Annotated in this window: 13 protein-coding genes; 4 read left to right on the forward strand and 9 right to left on the reverse strand. The window is 64.4% G+C overall.

What is annotated here, in order from left to right; genetic code table 11:
• Positions 1-82: 82 nt before the first annotated feature.
• On the reverse strand, positions 83-874 hold the full coding sequence (locus tag CIT40_RS27215; RefSeq protein ID WP_094893779.1) for a transporter substrate-binding domain-containing protein: 792 nt from the start codon (positions 872-874) through the stop codon (positions 83-85).
• A 258-nt stretch (positions 875-1,132) separates the two neighbouring features.
• Between CIT40_RS27215 and CIT40_RS27220 the strand changes: the two genes are divergently transcribed.
• Positions 1,133-2,326: an efflux RND transporter periplasmic adaptor subunit gene (locus CIT40_RS27220; protein ID WP_162307697.1), complete on the forward strand. Its 1,194-nt coding sequence runs from the start codon at positions 1,133-1,135 to the stop codon at positions 2,324-2,326.
• A gap of 11 nt (positions 2,327-2,337) precedes the next feature.
• Entirely contained in the window at positions 2,338-5,490 is a 3,153-nt protein-coding gene (locus tag CIT40_RS27225; protein ID WP_094893778.1) for an efflux RND transporter permease subunit, read from the forward strand.
• A gap of 190 nt (positions 5,491-5,680) precedes the next feature.
• Here the strand turns inward: CIT40_RS27225 and CIT40_RS27230 are convergent, their stop codons facing one another.
• Complete coding sequence (locus CIT40_RS27230; protein ID WP_094893771.1) at positions 5,681-7,948, reverse strand: cation:proton antiporter domain-containing protein; 2,268 nt, start codon at positions 7,946-7,948, stop codon at positions 5,681-5,683.
• 310 nt (positions 7,949-8,258) lie between these two features.
• Positions 8,259-9,431, reverse strand: coding sequence for an MFS transporter (locus tag CIT40_RS27235; RefSeq protein WP_094893770.1), 1,173 nt, complete (start codon positions 9,429-9,431; stop codon positions 8,259-8,261).
• 62 nt (positions 9,432-9,493) lie between these two features.
• Here CIT40_RS27235 and CIT40_RS27240 point away from each other — a divergent pair, with 62 nt between their 5' ends.
• Positions 9,494-10,315: an AraC family transcriptional regulator gene (locus CIT40_RS27240; RefSeq protein WP_162307698.1), complete on the forward strand. Its 822-nt coding sequence runs from the start codon at positions 9,494-9,496 to the stop codon at positions 10,313-10,315.
• A gap of 222 nt (positions 10,316-10,537) precedes the next feature.
• Here the strand turns inward: CIT40_RS27240 and CIT40_RS27245 are convergent, their stop codons facing one another.
• Both CIT40_RS27245 and CIT40_RS27250 read right to left on the reverse strand, forming a co-directional pair.
• On the reverse strand, positions 10,538-11,686 hold the full coding sequence (locus CIT40_RS27245; RefSeq protein ID WP_094893768.1) for a sensor histidine kinase: 1,149 nt from the start codon (positions 11,684-11,686) through the stop codon (positions 10,538-10,540).
• Between the two features lie 125 nt (positions 11,687-11,811).
• Positions 11,812-12,060 (reverse strand): hypothetical protein, encoded by a 249-nt coding sequence (locus CIT40_RS27250; protein WP_094893767.1) that lies wholly within the window; start codon positions 12,058-12,060, stop codon positions 11,812-11,814.
• 327 nt (positions 12,061-12,387) lie between these two features.
• On the opposite strand from CIT40_RS27250, the gene CIT40_RS27255 reads away from it, so the two are divergent.
• The gene (locus CIT40_RS27255) at positions 12,388-13,740 is read left to right on the forward strand and encodes a malonyl-CoA decarboxylase (RefSeq protein WP_094893766.1); all 1,353 of its coding nucleotides are present in this window, start codon (positions 12,388-12,390) and stop codon (positions 13,738-13,740) included.
• 153 nt (positions 13,741-13,893) lie between these two features.
• Here the strand turns inward: CIT40_RS27255 and tarD are convergent, their stop codons facing one another.
• From tarD to CIT40_RS27275, 4 genes are all read right to left on the reverse strand, one after another.
• Positions 13,894-15,063, reverse strand: a complete 1,170-nt coding sequence (gene tarD, locus CIT40_RS27260; protein ID WP_094893765.1) for a D(-)-tartrate dehydratase — start codon at positions 15,061-15,063, stop codon at positions 13,894-13,896.
• Between the two features lie 132 nt (positions 15,064-15,195).
• Positions 15,196-15,453 (reverse strand): DUF3297 family protein, encoded by a 258-nt coding sequence (locus CIT40_RS27265; RefSeq protein WP_094893764.1) that lies wholly within the window; start codon positions 15,451-15,453, stop codon positions 15,196-15,198.
• On the reverse strand, positions 15,450-15,926 hold the full coding sequence (locus CIT40_RS27270) for a glutathione peroxidase (RefSeq protein WP_094893763.1): 477 nt from the start codon (positions 15,924-15,926) through the stop codon (positions 15,450-15,452). Before CIT40_RS27270 ends, CIT40_RS27265 begins: the two co-directional genes overlap by 4 nt.
• A gap of 2 nt (positions 15,927-15,928) precedes the next feature.
• Entirely contained in the window at positions 15,929-17,329 is a 1,401-nt protein-coding gene (locus tag CIT40_RS27275) for an amidase family protein (protein WP_094893762.1), read from the reverse strand.
• Positions 17,330-17,401 lie beyond the last annotated feature (72 nt).

Here is a 17,401-nt window from a genome sequence, read left to right on the forward strand (position 1 = left end):
CCAGGAGAACTCGTGCCCGGGCGAAGCGATCCGCGATTGCCCGTAAAAGGCAAGGCGATCGCGCGTCTCACTCCACCCGAACCTACTCCGTCCGGATCGGCGAATCCTTCAAGCCGTTGTCGTCATAGGCTTTGCGCAGCGTGCCGTTGGTCGTCGCGTCCGTCATGAACTTGGCGACAAAAGCCAGCGCCTCCTTGTGGCCCAGCGGTACGGCGACGGCGGTCACCGTCTTCTTGAACGTCTCGTCCAGCACCTTTGTCCCCGGAATCTTCAACGCCATCTTGTTGAGCTGGTCGCGCGACAGGGCGAAGGCGTCGATCTCGCCGCTCTTGAGCAGCCCGAAGATCTCGTCATAGGTCTGATAGCCGGTGACCTTGGCGTGCTTCAGATGCGCGATGGCGCCGCGCATGGTGGTCGTGGCGTTGACGGCGGCGACCTTGATGCCGGGCTGGTCGAGCGTTGCAAAGTCGGTGACCGCCGAGCCTGATTTGACGATGTAGGTGGCGTCGGCGACCTCGTAGATCGGGCCGAACAGCATCTTCGTCTCGCGCTCGGGATCCTTGGGCAGCCAAGTCACGTCCCATGTCCCCTTGCCGGCCGCATCGGTGATCTGCCCGGAATTCTGGTGCGCGACATATTCGACGGGGACGCCGAGCTGGGCGGCCATCGCCTTGCCGAGATCGACGGGCACGCCGGCATAGCCGGTGCCGGTCCTGGTCGACCAAAACGCCCCGCCCGCGGGGCTGATGGCGATCGCGACCCGCAGTCTGCCGGTCGGCGCGATATCGCCCTTCAAGCCATCGGCTAGCGCGGGCATGGCGAGCATCGCGGCGAGAGCGAGGCCGGCGATGGCCGACCCGAGGGGCGCTGGCATGTCATGGTCTCCTCGCCTGTTTTTCTTGTCATTTGATCTTCTTGGTTTTGATCTCGTCGCGCCGCCGTCATGGCGCGATGGCTGACATAATTCTGGTCGATCATGCGCCCGATGAAAAGCGCTTTGTCATGGGGGCCGTCGCAAGCACACCGTCGTTTCCGGCGCAAGGCCGATGACCGCCATGGCCATGGTGGTTCCACGGGCTGCGGTTTGTTGGTAGCCTGCCGCATCGACAAGATTTCCATCGGGGGCGACCGAATGACCTCAGCAAATCCCGCATCTTCCGCAAGGCGACATCGCGCGTGGAGGCATTCCGGGCTGGCTCTGGCCGCAGCGGCGTCCGTGGTTTTGCTGGCCGGCTGCGAGGACAAGAACACCTTCGTGGCGCCGCCGCCACCTAAGGTGGACGTGGCAACGCCGGTGCAGCGCGCCGTGACGCGCTACATCGAGGCCACCGGCAACACCGCGCCGGTCAAGAGCGTCGACCTCGTCGCACGGGTGCAAGGCTTCCTGCAATCGATCGATTATCAGGACGGTACCTTCGTCAAGCAGGGCACCCAGCTGTTCACGATCGAGCCGGAGACCTACAAGCTCAAGCTGGAGCAGGCGCAGGCGGCCGAAGCCGGCGCGCAGGCCTCCGTCCGGCAGACGGAAGCCGATTACAAACGGCAGGCCGATCTGGTGCAACGCCAGGCGGTCTCGCAGGCCACGCTCGACACGTCGACTTCGAATCGCGACAACGCGCAAGCCAATCTGCAGCAGGCGCAGGCCAACACCAGGCTCGCCGAGGTCAATTACGGTTACACCAAGGTGACGGCGCCGTTCGACGGCGTCGTCAGCGCCCATATGGTCTCGATCGGTGAGCTCGTCGGCGTTTCCTCCCCGACCCAGCTCGCCACCATCGTCGCGATGGATCCGATCTACGTGAACTTCACCGTCAACGAGCAGGATGTCTTGCGCATCCGCGCCGAAGCGACCCGCCGGGGATTGACGCCGGCCAACCTCAAGCAGTTTCCGATCCAGATCGGCCTTCAGACCGAAACCGGCTATCCGCACGAGGGCCATCTCGACTACGTCGCGCCGACTCTCAATCAATCGACCGGCACGCTGGCGGTGCGCGGCCTCATCCCCAATGACAAGCGGGTGCTGCTGCCCGGCTATTTCGCCCGGGTCCGCGTGCCCTTCGACCAGGAGAAGAGCGCGCTCCTCGTCCCCGACACCGCGCTCGGCAGCGACCAAGGCGGCCGCTATCTGCTGGTGGTCAACGGCGACAACGTCGTCGAGCAGCGCAAGGTGCAGATCGGCCCGGTCGACAACGGACTGCGCGTCATCGAGACCGGCCTCAAGCCGGAGGACCGCGTCGTCATCGCCGGGCTGCTGCGGGTGATCCCGGGCCAGAAGATCGATCCGCAGGTGACGAAGATCGAGCAGCCGCAAGCCTCGAACAAGTAAGGGCTGCAGCCATGATCTCAAAGTTCTTCATCGAGCGGCCGGTCCTCTCGAACGTCATCGCGCTCCTGATGATCCTGATCGGCGGCGTCGCGCTGTTCAATCTCGCGATCGCGCAATATCCTGATGTGGTGCCGCCGACGGTGCAGGTCACCACGCGCTATCCCGGCGCCAGCGCCAAGACCGTGATCGACACGGTGGCGCTGCCGATCGAGCAACAGGTCAACGGCGTCGAGGACATGCTCTACATGCAGTCCTACAGCGCCTCCGACGGCACCTATACGCTGACCGTGACGTTCAAGATCGGCACCGACCTCAACTTCGCGCAGGTGCTGGTGCAGAACCGCGTCTCCAGCGCGCTGTCGCAACTGCCGGCGTCCGTGCAGAACCAGGGCGTCACCGTCCAGAAGAAGTCGACCTCGATCCTGCTGTTCGTGACGCTGACCTCGCCGGACAAGACCTTCGACAGTCTCTATTTGAGCAACTACGCCACCATCAACATCCGTGACGAACTCTCGCGCCTGCCCGGCGTCGGCAACGTCACGGTGTTCGGCGCCGGCCAATACTCGATGCGGATCTGGCTCGACCCGAACAAGCTGCAGGCGCGCGGATTGGTGCCGCAGGACGTCATCCAGGCGATCCAGCAGCAGAGCCAGCAGGTCTCCGCCGGACAGATCGGCGCACCGCCGACGCCGCCGGGCCAGGCGTTCCAGTACACGCTCAACGTCAACGGCCGGCTCGACGACACAAGCCAGTTCGAGAACATCATCGTCAAGACCGGCAGCAGCGGCGACGTCACGCGCGTGCGCGACGTCGGCTGGGTCGAACTCGGCGCGCAGACCTACAGCCAGATCTTCTCGCTGAACAAGCAGCCCGCCGTCGGCATCGGCGTATTCCAGTCGCCCGGCGCCAACGCGCTGCAAGTCGAGCAGGCCGTCGAGAAGAAGATGGTGGAGCTCGCCAAGCGCTTCCCCGAAGGCATGAAGTACGACACCCCGTTCGACACCACGAAATTCGTCGAGGCCTCGGTGCACGAGGTCTACATGACGCTGATCGAGGCCGGCCTGCTGGTGCTGGTCGTGATCCTGGTGTTCCTGCAGGACTGGCGCGCGATGCTGGTGCCGGCGACCACGGTGCCCGTCACCATCATCGGCGCTTTCGCGGCAATGGCGGCGCTCGGCTTCACCATCAACATGTCGACGCTATTTGCGATCGTGCTGGCGATCGGCATCGTGGTCGACGACGCCATCGTCGTGGTCGAAGGCGCCGCCCACAACATCGAGCAGGGGATGAACGGCCACGACGCCGCGATCAAGGCGATGGACCAGCTGTTCGCGCCGATCGTCGGCATCACGCTGGTGCTGATCTCGGTGTTCCTTCCGGCCTCGTTTCTGGCCGGTCTCACCGGGCGCATCTATTCGCAATTCGCGCTGGTGATCGCGGCGACCGCGCTGCTGTCCGCCATCAACGCGGCGACCCTGAAGCCGACGCAATGCGCGCTGTGGCTGCGGCCGACCGTGCCGCCGGGGCAGCGCAACTTCTTCTATCGTGGCTTCAACAACGTCTATAACAGGGTCGAGCGCGGCTACACCCGGCTGATCACCTTCCTGGTGAAACACGCCACCGTGTCGGTCGCATTCGCGCTGCTGGTGATCGGGGCCAGCGGCTATGGCCTGTCGCGGGTGCCGACCGGCTTCCTGCCGATCGAGGACCAGGGCTATCTGATCGCCGCGATCCAGCTGCCCGACGGCGCCGCGCTGGAGCGGACCCAGAAGGTGCTCGACCGGGCCAGCGAGATCATCAAGGAGACGCCCGGCGTGGCGCAGGTCATCACCATCGCCGGCATCTCCGCGCTCGACAGCAGCGCGAGCCTTGCCAATGCCGGCGTCGCCTACATCATCCTGAAGGACTGGGACGCCCGCAAAGGGTCCGGCGAGGATCTGCGCTCGCTGGTCTACGGCCTCAACGACAAGCTCGCGACCATCATGGAGGCCCGTACCATCGTGCTGCCGCCGCCGCCGATCCAGGGCATCGGCAACGCCGCCGGCTTCTCGATGCAGGTCGAGCTGCGCGACGGCAACAGCGATTTCGCCAAGCTGCAGGCCATCACCGGCGCGATGGTCTCAAACGGCCAGAGCCAGAGCGCGCTGCAGCGCGTGCAGTCCTCGTTCCGCTCCTCGGTGCCGCAGTTCAATGTCGAGATCGACCGCGTCAAGACCCAGACGCTGCACGTGACCACCGACCAGGTGTTCTCGGCGCTGTCGACCTATCTCGGTTCGTCCTATGTCAACCAGTTCAACAAGTTCGGCCGCGTGTTCCAGGTCTACACCCAAGCCGATCCCGCCTTCCGCGTCACCGAGCGCGACATCGCCAACATGCAGGTACGCAACTCGAACGGCGACATGATCCCGATCGGCACCGTCGCCAAGATCACGCCGGCCACGGGGCCGTCGCTGATCAGCCTCTACAATCTCTATCCGTCCTCGACCGTGATCGGCCTGCCGGCGCAGGGCTATTCCTCCGGCCAGTCGCTGAAGCTGATGGAGGAGATCGCCGACAAGACGCTGCCGCCGGGCACCGGCTACGAATGGACCGCGATGTCGTATCAGGAGAAGGCGGTCTCGAACCAGATCTACTGGGTGTTCGGGCTCGCCATGCTGCTGGTCTATCTCGTGCTCGCCGGACAGTATGAGAGCTGGTACGCGCCGATCTCGGTGATCCTCGCGGTGCCCCTGTCGCTGCTCGGGCCGATGCTGATCCTCAACGCGCTCAAGATCGACAATAATCTCTACTGCCAGATCGGCCTGATCCTGCTGATCGCGCTGTCCGCCAAGAACGCCATCCTGATCGTCGAGGTCGGTCTCGAGCTGCACGGCCGCGACGGCAAGCCGGTGCTGGAGGCCGCGATCGAGGCCGCCCGCGCCCGCTTCAGGCCGATCCTGATGACGTCGTTCGCCTTCATCCTCGGCGTGGTGCCGCTGGTGCTCGCCACCGGCGCCGGCGCCAGCGCCCGCAAGTCGATCGGCATCACGGTGTTCTCCGGCATGCTGGCTTCCACATGCCTTGCGGTGCTGTTCGTGCCGGCGTTCTTCGTGGTGGTGCAGCGCTTCGAGAACTGGCGGGCGGGCAAGAAGGCGCCGAAGGCGGTGGCGGTGGTGAAGCCTTAGGCGCGATGGGAGGGGACGAGCCCTCCGCGCGCTCGGTTTAACCTCTCCCGCTTGCGGGAGAGGTCGGCGCGTAGCGCCGGGTGAGGGCTCCCTCCTCTGGGGGAGTGTCCCGATGCGGAGCCAGCCCTCTCCCCGACCCTCTCCCGCAAGCGGGAGAGGGGGCGCACTGCCCGCGCGGGCATGGCATGCCTCAGCCCTTCTCCGCTCCCGCCTGCCGCGCCTCGCCGCTCGACACCAGCAGCACCGAGACTTTCGCCTGCCGCAGCACGGCGTCGGCGACGCCGCCGAAGGAGAGATGATCGCCCTGGATGCGATCGACGCCCATGACGACGAGATCGACGTCGGTGGTTTCGATCTCGCGCAGGATCGCGGCTTCCGGTGCCCGGTTCACCCGCAGCGTGGTGGTAATGTCGACCTCGTAACGGGCGGCGAGATCGCTGGCGTCCTTGAGGATGCCGGTCTCCTGGCCGAGTCCGCGGGAGGTGCCACGCTGCGCGCCCTTGTCGCGCGTGGTTGCGACATAGATCACCCGGAGCGAGCCTGAACCCGCTTGCGCCAGCGCGACCGCGACCTCGGCGCCCCGCTTGGAGATGGCGCTGCCGGAGACGGGAACGAGAATATTGAGCGCGTCGGGGTTCGGCTGCTTCAAATGCTTGCCCTTTGCTGCGACCACCGCCAGCGGTCCCTCGAACTTCGCGGCAATGTCGTCGATCTTGCGGTCGAAGCGGTCCTTGTCGGCGATGACCTTGTCGATGCCGACAACCATGAGGTCGAAGCCCTTGCGCGCCTCCTCGGCGATGGTCTCACCAAGCTCCGTGCGCCGCGCCCGCGTGACGATATCGACGCTGCCGGTGTCGTCTTCGGCGTTGGCGGACACCGTCTCGGCCGCCTTCTTCACCACGGCTTCGTGACTCTCCTCCGCGTCGCGGCCCTTCTCCTGCTGCTTCGCGTTTCTGCCGATATGCAGCACGGTAATCGGCAGGCCGCGCATGCCGGCGATCAGGCCCGCGATGTGGGCGGCAAAGGTGGCGTTGACGCTCTCGTCCACCGCCAGCAACGGGCGTTCGAGATTGGCGACGAAGCCGCGCTTCTCGAACTCCTCCCGCTCAAGCCTTTCCTTCTCCTCCTTGTTCATCGGCAGCCGCGCCAGCGCCGCGCGCAGCATCGGCGGCATCGCCATCGTGGTCACGATCGCCATGGTGACGATCATCGTGAACAGGTTCTGGCTGAGCACGCCGATGGACAGGCCGATGGTGGCGATGATCACCTCGGTCGAGCCGCGCGCATTCATGCCGCTCGCCAGCGCCAGCGACTCCTGTCTGGTCAGGCCGCCCAGCGTGCCGCCGACAAAGGCGCCGCCGAACTTGCCGACGCTGGCGATCACGACCAGCAGGCCGGTGAGCATCAGCAGATTGGGATCGCGCAGCACCGAGAGATCCGCGGCAAGGCCGGCGAGCCCGAAGAACACCGGCATGAAGAAGCTGGAGATCAGCCCACGCAGGCGCTCGTCGATCTGCCGCGTCAGGATCGGGGACTCCCCGACCAGGATGCCGGCGACGAAGGCCCCGAGCACGGTATGCACGCCGATGGCATGCGTGATCATCGCCATCGCACACATCAGCAGCAGGATCACCGTGATGACGGGCGCCGTGCTGACGAGATTGTCGTTCGCCCAGCGGATCAACTGGAACACCAGGCGGCGGCCGATCGTGAAGCTGACGGCGAGGAAGACGAGCGTGCCGAGCACCGCCTTCGCCACCGAGGCGATGTCCAGCGCGCCTTGCGCGGCGAGGCTGAAGATGACGGCGATGATGATCCAGCCGATGGTGTCGTCGATCACGGCGGTCGCGACGATGATCTGGCCGACATTGCGGCGCATGAAGTTCATCTCGCGCACCACCACGGCCACGATCTTCACCGAGGAGATCGACAGCGCGGTGCCCATGAACAGCGAGGCCACCAGGCGGGCTTGCGGGTTCGGCAACAGCGAGTCGGGCAGGAATTCGCCGAGCGCGAAGCCGCAGGCAAAGGGCACGAGGATGCCCGCGATCGAGATCGTGATCGCCGCCTTGCCGACTTTCTTCACCAGCTTGAGGTCGGTCTCCATGCCCGTCAGCAGCAGGAGCAACAGGATGCCCACTTGCGCGATGCCGTCGATCATCGCCTTCTGCTCGGGCGTCTTCGGGAAGATCGCGGCTTGCGCCTCCGGCCAGATCCAGCCGAACAGCGACGGCCCCAGGATGATTCCGGCGAGCAGTTCTCCGATCACCGAGGGCTGCCCGATCCGCTGCATGATCTCCCCGAGACCGCGGCCGACCGCAATCAGCAGGATGATCTGGGCCACAAGCAGGAATTCGGACGGGCCGGCCGCCTTGCCTGTTTCAGCACCGGCCGCGATGGTCGTGAGTGCAAGCGCCGCGAGAACGAGCCCAGCCGAACGGAGCAGGCGCCATGGCATGCAGTGATGTCCCCCTCACCCCGATGTCGGGGATGCCCGAACAGAACCCGCGGAGTACGGAACTGGTTCCAACAGCGGCTGTCGGCCGTGGGAGCAAAAGTGCGAAAACAACCCCATGCACAGTAGGCATGTATTTGAAGACGCTCATAATTTTTGACGGCTATTTCAGCCCATGCCCCGGCCGCAGCGCAGCGTCTCTTCGACGGTGCGCTGCAGAGCCGGGGCCCATCTCTTCGCGTGCCGTTGCTCTCTGAGTCCCGGCTCTGCGCTGCAGCGTTGCACGCTGCAGCGCGTCCGGGACACGAGAGCTTCACACCGGCTGCGGCGTCCTGATCTCGCGCGGCAGGATGATGGCGGCTGCGATGGCGAGCAGGCAGAGGCCGGCGAAGGCGTGCAGCATGGTGACGAAGCCGCCCTGCTCGTAAAGCCAGGCGACTAGGCCGACCGAGGCGCCGGCCGCGGTGAAGCCGATGAAATAGCGCACGGCATAGGCGCGCGAGCGCCATTCCTCGCTGGTGTATTTGCCGACCATGGCATCGTTCACCGTGACCTGCCCGAACGCGCCCATGACGATGCCGATCGAGACCAGAATCAGCGGCAGATTGTTCAGGCTCGCGGCCAGATACAGGAACGGCGCCAGCATGAAGGACAACGGCAGCGCCACCGTCTTCAGCGAGTAACGGTCGAGCAGCCGGCCGATCGTGTACTGCGTCATGGCGCCGAACACGTAGACACAGGCGGCGATGACCCCGAGCATCGCCGGGCTCCTGGTGAGATCGGCCAGCCGCTCCGCGAACAGTTTCGGCAGCGCGACCGTGACGGCGTTGAACGTGGTGGAGATCGCGATCACAACGATCAGCAGCGACAGCACAACGCGCCACATGTCCTGTTTAGCCACCCGCGCCTGCGCCGCCGCCTGCTTCGAGCCCTTGCGGTCCTCGTGCACGACCATCATCGCAAAGGCGATGCCGATCAGGATGGTGACGATACCGGGCACGATGAAGGCAAAACGCCAGCCGAAATACTGGCCGATCACGCCGGTGACCAGCGCCGACGAGGCCACGCCAAGATTGCCCCAGACGCCGTTGATGCCCATCTCGCGGCCGAGCCGGTCGGCATAGGACACGATCATCGCCGTGCCGACGGGATGATAGATCGAGGCGAAAATGCCGATCGCGAACAGCGCGGCACCGAGTTGTGCCGGGGTCTGCACGACGCCGACCGAGATCATCGACGCTCCGATTCCGACGAAGAAGATCAGCATCATGTGGCGGCGGCTCCAGCGGTCGCCGAGCCAGCCGGTCAGCAGCGAGCCGGCGCCGAAGGCCACGAACCCCGGCGTCGCATAGGGCAGAAGTTCCGAATACGCCATGCCGAGCGCCGGGCCCATGATGATCACCGCGGCGGCGAAGATCAGCATCGCGTAATGGTCGATGAAATGGCCTGCATTGACGAAGCTGATCACCCGGCTAGGGCTGTTCATATTCCGAATCCTCTCCTGCTCCGAAATGAGTTATATCTCCTCCCCGCGACGGGATGCTGCCAATGACTGTCTTGGAAACGCCAACCTCGGAAAAGCCAACCCTGCGGGAGGTCCGGAGCAACCACCGCTCGCCGGCGGGCGTGCACCTGGTCGCGCGCGACTATCCCAGAGGCATGCGGATCGATCCGCATCTGCACCGCGAGGCGCAGCTGATCTATGCGGCCAGGGGCACCATGCAGGTGACGACGCCCGGCGGCCGCTGGCTGGTGCCGCCGGACCGGGCGGTCTGGGTGCCGGCCGGTCTCGAGCACGCCATCGACCTGCTCGCCGACATCGAGATGCGCACGCTGTATTTCGACCTCGCCTGGCTCAAGCGCGAGCAGCGCTATGACGGCCTGACCCGGGAGTTCGTGGTGCGGGTGTCGCCGCTGCTCAATCAGGCGATCCTGGCGCTGTTCGACGCGCGCAACACCGCAGAGCGCACCGAGCTCCTGGTGCGGCTCGTCATGCTGGAATTGCACCAGGCCGAGGATTCCACGACCTTCGTACCGCTGCCGCATGAGCCGCGCTGCCGCCGCGCCGCCATGATCGTGCTCGACGATCCCACCGGCCTGCACGACATCGAGACGCTGGCGCGCGAGGTCGGCACCTCCGCGCGGACGCTGTCGCGGCTGTTCTCGACGCAGACGCAGCTGAGCTTCAAGAGCTGGTGCCAGCGCGCGCGGATCGCCGCGGCGATCCAGCGGCTTTCGATTGATGCCAACGTGTCGGTCAAGCAGCTCGCGACCCAGCTCGGCTATGCCAGCGTGCCGGCTTTTTCAGCCGCGTTTCGGCATGTGACGGGGCGCACGCCGACGGAGTTTGCCGGGAAGGACAGCTCGTAGGCACGCAATATCGAACCCCTGTTGATTGCGCTTCCTACAACCTGCGATCTGCCCAGTTCATGACTGCCTGTAGACGGACATTCAGCTTCTCGATCCAGTCGTCCTTCGTGTTCTCATTCCCGGCGGGACGATCGAACTGGTTCATGCAGGAGTATCGGTTTCTGTCCTCTACGAGCAATGGGTGATTCCCCGCCGCGTTGTGATTATGGCTAGCGCGGCGCATCATGCAGCCGCGATGACGGAGTTGAGCGGGACATCCAATGAGTACACGAACCCGGATGGCTCATAAGCGAGTTGAACCTGGCCACTCAATTGCTGTCCGAGAGTTTCCATCATCCGGGTACCGAAACTTCGTCGTGTCGGCACCTCGACCGCGGGACCGCCACTTTCGGTCCAGGTCAGCCGGAGGCGGTGCTTCGTCTCGTCAATCGTCCACACAACCTCCACGCGGCCGGCCGGGTTTGAAAGAGCGCCGAATTTCGTGGTGTTGGTACACAGTTCATTGAAGGTCATTGCAAGCGCAATGACGGCACCGGAGGTAATCCGAATGTCAGGCCCGTTGAAATGAAACCGCCTGCCGCCGTTACTGTCATACGGATCGGTTGCCCCGCTCAAGGTATGCGTGAGACTGGCGTTCGCCCAGCTGACTTGCAGGAGCAGATCGTGGGCGCGCCCCAACGCGATCAATCGGCCTTCCATGGCTTTCTGTCCGTGCTCGACACTCTTTGCGGCCCGGAAACTCTGCGATGCAATTGCGCTGACCGTGGCAAGTGTGTTCTTGACGCGATGATGCAGCTCCCCAAGGATGAGCTTCTGCAGCTTGTCGGATGCCTCGCGCTCCTTGGCGTCGATGCCGGCCTGGGTAAGCAGGGCACTGGCGTCTATTTCAGCCTGTTCAAGCAATAGCCGAAGGTTGTCATTTTCTGCCGTTAAGATGGCCTCATGCGCATTCGCACCCGCCATTGCTGCGTTTGGGACGATCCTCAATGCCCCCACACCGATCATCGCTTGCAGTTGGGCAGCCATTGCCTCGACTCCCAGCGGCTTTCCAAAGAAACGGCTTTCCGCCGGTCGTTCGGCCTCCGAAGGATTCACCTGACCGGAAACCAGAATGATCTTAATGGCCGGCCAGCGGTCGTGGACCGCGTGGGCGAGTTTCAAGCCGTCCATGCTGCCTGGCATCTGAATATCGGTAAACAACAACGAGATATCCGAGCGCGCTTCGAGAATGGAAATTGCCTGGTCAGCATTGACGGCTTCGACAGCGCTGAACCCCGCATCCTCGACAATGTCCACCGCGCGCATGCGCAGCACCATTTCATCTTCGACGACGAGGACGTTGGCTCGAGAACCGGTTAAATCCGATGACATAGGGGAACTCCTGGAAAGGAGCCAAAATGATTGCCCACGCCAATTGCTCAGTGGAGTCGGGCTGAACGACATTCTGCCTGTCGCAGACGCAAGGCAGCTCTGGAGGTCTGCGAGAAGCGCCTCTATCAGCGCTGCGCGATCAGGCGAGCTTCAGGCACCGGCATCCCTGATCTGACGTCGCGCAAGCAGGACGGATCGAGGTGCGGCCAAATCTGGCTCGAGCAACCTGGGACACCGGGCGGGATGGGAAGCCGATCCGCCTTCGCCAGGGCAGCTGGTTCGTCCGCGTTGGCTCGAGGCGCAACACCGGGCACCGCAATCACCGATGCGCCGAGCAGCGCCAGGATGGCGAAGGCCATGAGAGATTTGATCATTTGAGTTGTTACTTTGGCTGGTCGCCGATCCCGCTACGCTAGGGGATACTGGACTCCGCCAACAACCAAATCGATAAATGGTTCCATTCCACAACTTATGTTTGAGAAAACCATTTGCCGCGCCGTCGCCTTTGGTCAGACGAAGTCGCTGTCCAGGACTTGCGCTGCGGGGTCCCCGTGGCGGCGTTGTCGGAACGCATGAAAGTTTCCTCCAGGGACGAACGGACCAGCTCCGTTGCCAAAATCCCCCTAAATGATTGTGATCGGCTTCCGCCCAAATCCCGTGTAAACTTCTCGCAGCGCACAACCCGTTTTCGAAAGGCCAAGATGGCGAACGCCTTCTTCTCTGACCTGCTCGCCACTATTTCCGAGCGCGGCCGCACCCTGCTTCGCGGCGGCGATTCCGCCGGCACCAAGCGGGATGCCGACGGGCTGCTCGAACTCTGCGATGCCCTGCTGTCGGGCCGCGGCGAAGCATCGGGCATCGCCATCGCGCGTGAGGTGCTCGACATCTACCGGGAACTGGATGCGGCAGGACGCCGCGCCTTTTTTGACGGACTGGTGCGCGATTTCGGCCCCGATCGGGAACGCCTGTCCAAGGCGATCGAGAAGTGGCGCGCCAAGCCGAGCGACGAGGACGCAAGCTCGCTGCACTTCGCCTCGGAGCCCCGGCGGCAGGAACTGATCCGCCGCCTCAACCGTGCGCCCGGCGGCACCGGCGATCTCGTCGCCATGCGTGCCGATCTGATCGGCATGTCGAAGGGGCACAATGATTTCGCCGCGCTCGATCGCGACGTCTCGCATCTTCTCTCGTCGTGGTTCAACAGGGGGTTTCTCGTGCTGCGCCGGATTGACTGGTCGACCCCGGCCAATATCCTCGAAAAGATCATCCGCTATGAGGCCGTGCACGAGATTTCGGACTGGGACGATCTGCGGCGCCGCATCGATCCGGTCGACCGCCGCTGCTACGCCTTCTTCCATCCGGCGATGGTCGACGAGCCCTTGATTTTCGTCGAGGTGGCGCTGACCGAGACGATCCCCGGCGCGATCGCGCCGCTGCTGGCCGTCGATCGTCAATACCTTCCGATCGAGAAGGCGCGCACCGCCGTGTTCTATTCGATCTCCAACACCCAGCGCGGCCTGGGCGGCATTTCCTTCGGAAGCTTCCTGATCAAGCAGGTGGTGGAGGAGTTGCGCCGCGAAACGCCCAAGCTCGACAGTTTCGTGACGCTGTCGCCGGTGCCCGGTTTCATGCCATGGCTGAGGCAGGACAAGGATTTGCCGCTGTCGGACGAGGACCGGGAGGTGCTGAAGCGCCTCGACGACCCCAAATGGTTCGAGAGCCCCGAGACGACGGCGCAACTGCGCGCCGTGATCGAGCCGCTCGCGGCACACTACTTCCTGAAGGCGCGCACGCCCAAGGGCAAGCTGATCGATTCCGTCGCCCGCTTCCATCTCGGCAACGGCGCGAGGCTGGAACGCATCAACTGGCTCGGCGATCTCTCGCCGAAGGGGCTTCGCGAGTCGGCCGGCGTCATGGTCAACTATCTCTATCGCCTCGACGACATCGAGAAGAACCACGAAGCCTACGCCAACGAGGGCGAGGTCGTGGCCTCGAGCGCGGTGAAGAAGCTGCTGAAGAGCGAAGGGCGACGGTTGCTGGACATGCGGTTGTCGTAAGAAGCGCTCGATCCCGCGGCGCCGTCATTGCGAGGAGCCCTTGCGACGAAGCAATCCAGACTGCCTCGGTGGAAGGATTCTGGATTGCTTCGCTTCCGCCGTCGCTCTTCGAGCTATGGCGGACAAGCCGCTCGCAATGACGGAGAGGCCCCCCTACTCCGCCAGCGCCTTCATCTCCTTGTAGAGATCCGACTTGCCTTCGAAGCCGATGCCCGGGAGATCCGGCATGGTGATATGGCCGTTCTCGACGCGCACGCCGTCCGGGAAGCCGCCATAGGGCTGGAACAGGTCGGGATAGCTCTCGTTGCCGCCGAGCCCCAGGCCGGCGGCGATGTTGAGCGACATCTGGTGGCCGCCGTGCGGGATGCAGCGGCTAGGCGACCAGCCGTGCGTCTTCAGCACGTCCAGCGTGCGCTGGTATTCGCACAGGCCATAGGACAGCGCGCAGTCGAATTGCAGCCAGTCGCGATCGGGGCGCATGCCGCCGTAGCGGATCAGATTGCGGGCATCCTGGTGGCTGAACAGGTTTTCGCCCGTGGCCATCGGGCCCGGATAGAATTCGGCGAGCGCTGCCTGCAGCGCGTAGTCGAGGGGATCGCCGACTTCCTCGTACCAGAACAGCGGATAGTCGCGCAGCATCTTGGCGTAGGCGATGCCGGTCTCGAGATTGAAGCGGCCGTTGGCGTCGACGGCGAGCTGCGCGTCCTTGCCGATCTCCTTCAGCACCGCCTCGATGCGGGTGCGGTCCTCGGCGATATCAGCGCCACCGATCTTCATCTTGACGACGTTGTAGCCGCGATCGAGATAGCCGCGCATCTCGGCTCGCAGCATCGAGAGGTCCTTGCCGGGATAGTAATAGCCGCCGGCGGCGTAGACGAACACGCGCGGATTGGCTTTGACGCCGTGGCGTTCAGCGAGCAGGCGAAACAGCGGCTTGCCCGCGATCTTCGCCACCGCATCCCACACCGCCATGTCGATGGTGCCGACCGCGACCGAACGCTCGCCGTGGCCGCCCGGCTTCTCGTTGGTCATCATCGCGCCCCAGACCTTGTCGGGGTCGAGATTGTCGCAGGCCTCGTTGAGCAGCGACTTCGGATCGGCCTCCGTGATGCGCGAGGCAAAGCGCTCGCGGATCAGGCCGCCCTGCCCGTAACGGCCGTTGGAGTTGAAGCCGTAGCCGACGACCCGCTTGCCGTCGCGCACGACATCGGTGACGACGGCGACCAGGCTCGTCGTCATCTTGGTGAAGTCGATATAGGCGTTGCGGATCGGCGAGGAGATCGGCTTGGTGATCTCGCGAACGTCGACGATGCGGACGGACATGGGGGTGGCCTCTAACGGTTATGCTCGTCATTGCGAGCGAAGCGAAGCAATCCAGAGATGCATCCGCGGAGACAGTCTGGATTGCTTCGTCGCAAGAGCTCCTCGCAATGACGAGGAGAGAGCGCGACGCGCTTACTTCTTGTCCCTGAAATACGGCTCCACCGGGCCATGCACCTTGATGGTCAACGGATTGCCGTGGCGGTCCTTGGCATTGCCGGCGGTGACGCGGACCCAGCCTTCGCTGATGCAGTATTCCTCGACGTTGGTCTTCTCGACGCCCTTGAAGCGGATGCCCACGTCGCGCGACAGGATGTCCGCATTGTAAAAGGGGCTGTTCGGATCGACCGACAGGCGGTCCGGAAATTCGTCGCTCATGATTGTCTCGCTCATAACAGGGTCTCGATTTGATTGCGCAATCCTTCGGGCCGTGCGGTCGGTGCGTAGCGCGCGATCACCTTTCCGGCACGGTCCACCAGGAATTTGGTGAAATTCCATTTGATGGAGGCGCCCAGCAGGCCCGATTGCTGGTGTTTCAGGTACTCATACAGAGGATGCGCGTTGGTGCCGTTGACGTCGATCTTTTCGAAAAGCGGAAAGGTGACGTCATAATTGGTCGAGCAGAACGCCTGGATCTCACCCGCCTGCCCCGGCTCCTGCGCGCCGAATTGGTTGCAGGGAAAACCTAGCACCGAGAAGCCGCGCGGCGAGAGATCGCGATGCAGATCCTCCAGACCACGATATTGCGGCGTGAAGCCGCATTTGCTCGCGGTGTTGACGATCAGCAGCACCTGTCCTTCGAAACGTTTCAGTGCGACCTCCTCGCCGGCCAGCGAGTTGGCCTTGAAGTCGTAGATGGCGGACATCGCTAACCCACGGGATCGATCGGCGACGGCGGCACGCCGCCGGCCTCGATCGCCTCGCCTGCGAGCAGGCAGAGATCCTCGCGATAGCGGCCGGAGACGATGTGCACGCCGACAGGCGCCTTGCCGACCAGACCGGTGGAGACCACGAGGCCCGGCAGACCCATGAAGGGAATGGCGATCTGCGGCAGCTGCGCTTCCCAGACCCGCTTGAAGGATTCGTCGTCCTTGCGGTCGAGATGATCGGGGAACGGCAGTTCGCCGGACACCGGCGTCAGCAGCACGGCGTATTTTTCGAAGAACAGCATCCAGTCGCGGGTCAGGGTGGCTCTTCGGGTCAGCGCCTTGGCGTAATTGGCCTGATCCATCGGCGTGACCCTGGCGCGGTTGCCGCGCAGACACGCCAGCGCACCGGGATCGCCCTCGCGCTCGGCCATCTCGAGCTGCGCCTCATAGCCGTCGCCGAGCCAGAGCTTGATCTGCCACTCGACGGCTTCGCGCATCGACGGCGTGTTTTCGATCGTCTCGACCGTCCAGCCGGCACGCTCGAGCCGCTTGCCGGCATCGATCACCGCCGCCTTCACTTCAGGCGTGGTGGCAAGGCCGTCCGGATTGAGGCAGAGCGCGGCGCGCTTGTCCCGTGCGGGGCCTTCCAGCGGGGCCGGCACAAACCAGGGGTCGCGGATATCGCGGGCCGACATCGCGGCCAGCGAAATCCTGATGTCGTTGACGGTGCGCGCCAGCGGGCCCGAGACCGCCATGATCTGCGGCCCGATCGGCCGCTCCGGCAGCGCCGGGTTGAAGGCGGGAATGCGGCCGAGCGTCGGGCGCAGGCCGTGGACGCCGCAGGCATAGGCGGGATAGCGGATCGAGCCGGCGATGTCGGTGCCGTGGGCGATATGGCCGATGCCGGCAGCGACCGCCGAGCCGGCGCCGCCGGAGGAGCCGCCCGGGGTCAGCGAGGCATCGCGGGGGTTCTTGGTATCGCCATGGACCAGATTGGTCGTGAACCAGCGATAGGAGAAGGCCGGGCAATTGGTGCGCCCAAGGAGAATGGCGCCGGCCTTGCGGAAATTAGCGACCACCGGATTGTCCTCGCGCGCGATCAGATCGCGCTGCAGCTTCAGGCCGTTGGTGGTGGCAAAACCCTCCTGGTCGACATTGGCCTTGATGGTAACAGGCACGCCGGCGAGCACGCCGGGGTCCTCGCCGCGCGCGATGGCGGCATCGACGGCGTCGGCCTGCTTGAGCACGTCCTCCGGCCGGTGGTCGATCACCGCGTTGAGCTTGGGATTGACGGCATCGAGCCGGGCGAGACCGGCCTTGGCCGCCTCCCTGGCGGAGACCTTTTTGGATTTGACGAGGGTGGCGAGGTCGGCAGCCGACAGGCGCCAGAGATCTTGCATGGCTTGCTCCGTGTAACCGGCGTCTTTTAGCGCCGGGAACGCGGCAAAGCCATGCGGATTTCGCAGGGGCGA

This window comes from Bradyrhizobium amphicarpaeae (genome assembly GCF_002266435.3).
GTDB lineage: Bacteria > Pseudomonadota > Alphaproteobacteria > Rhizobiales > Xanthobacteraceae > Bradyrhizobium > Bradyrhizobium amphicarpaeae.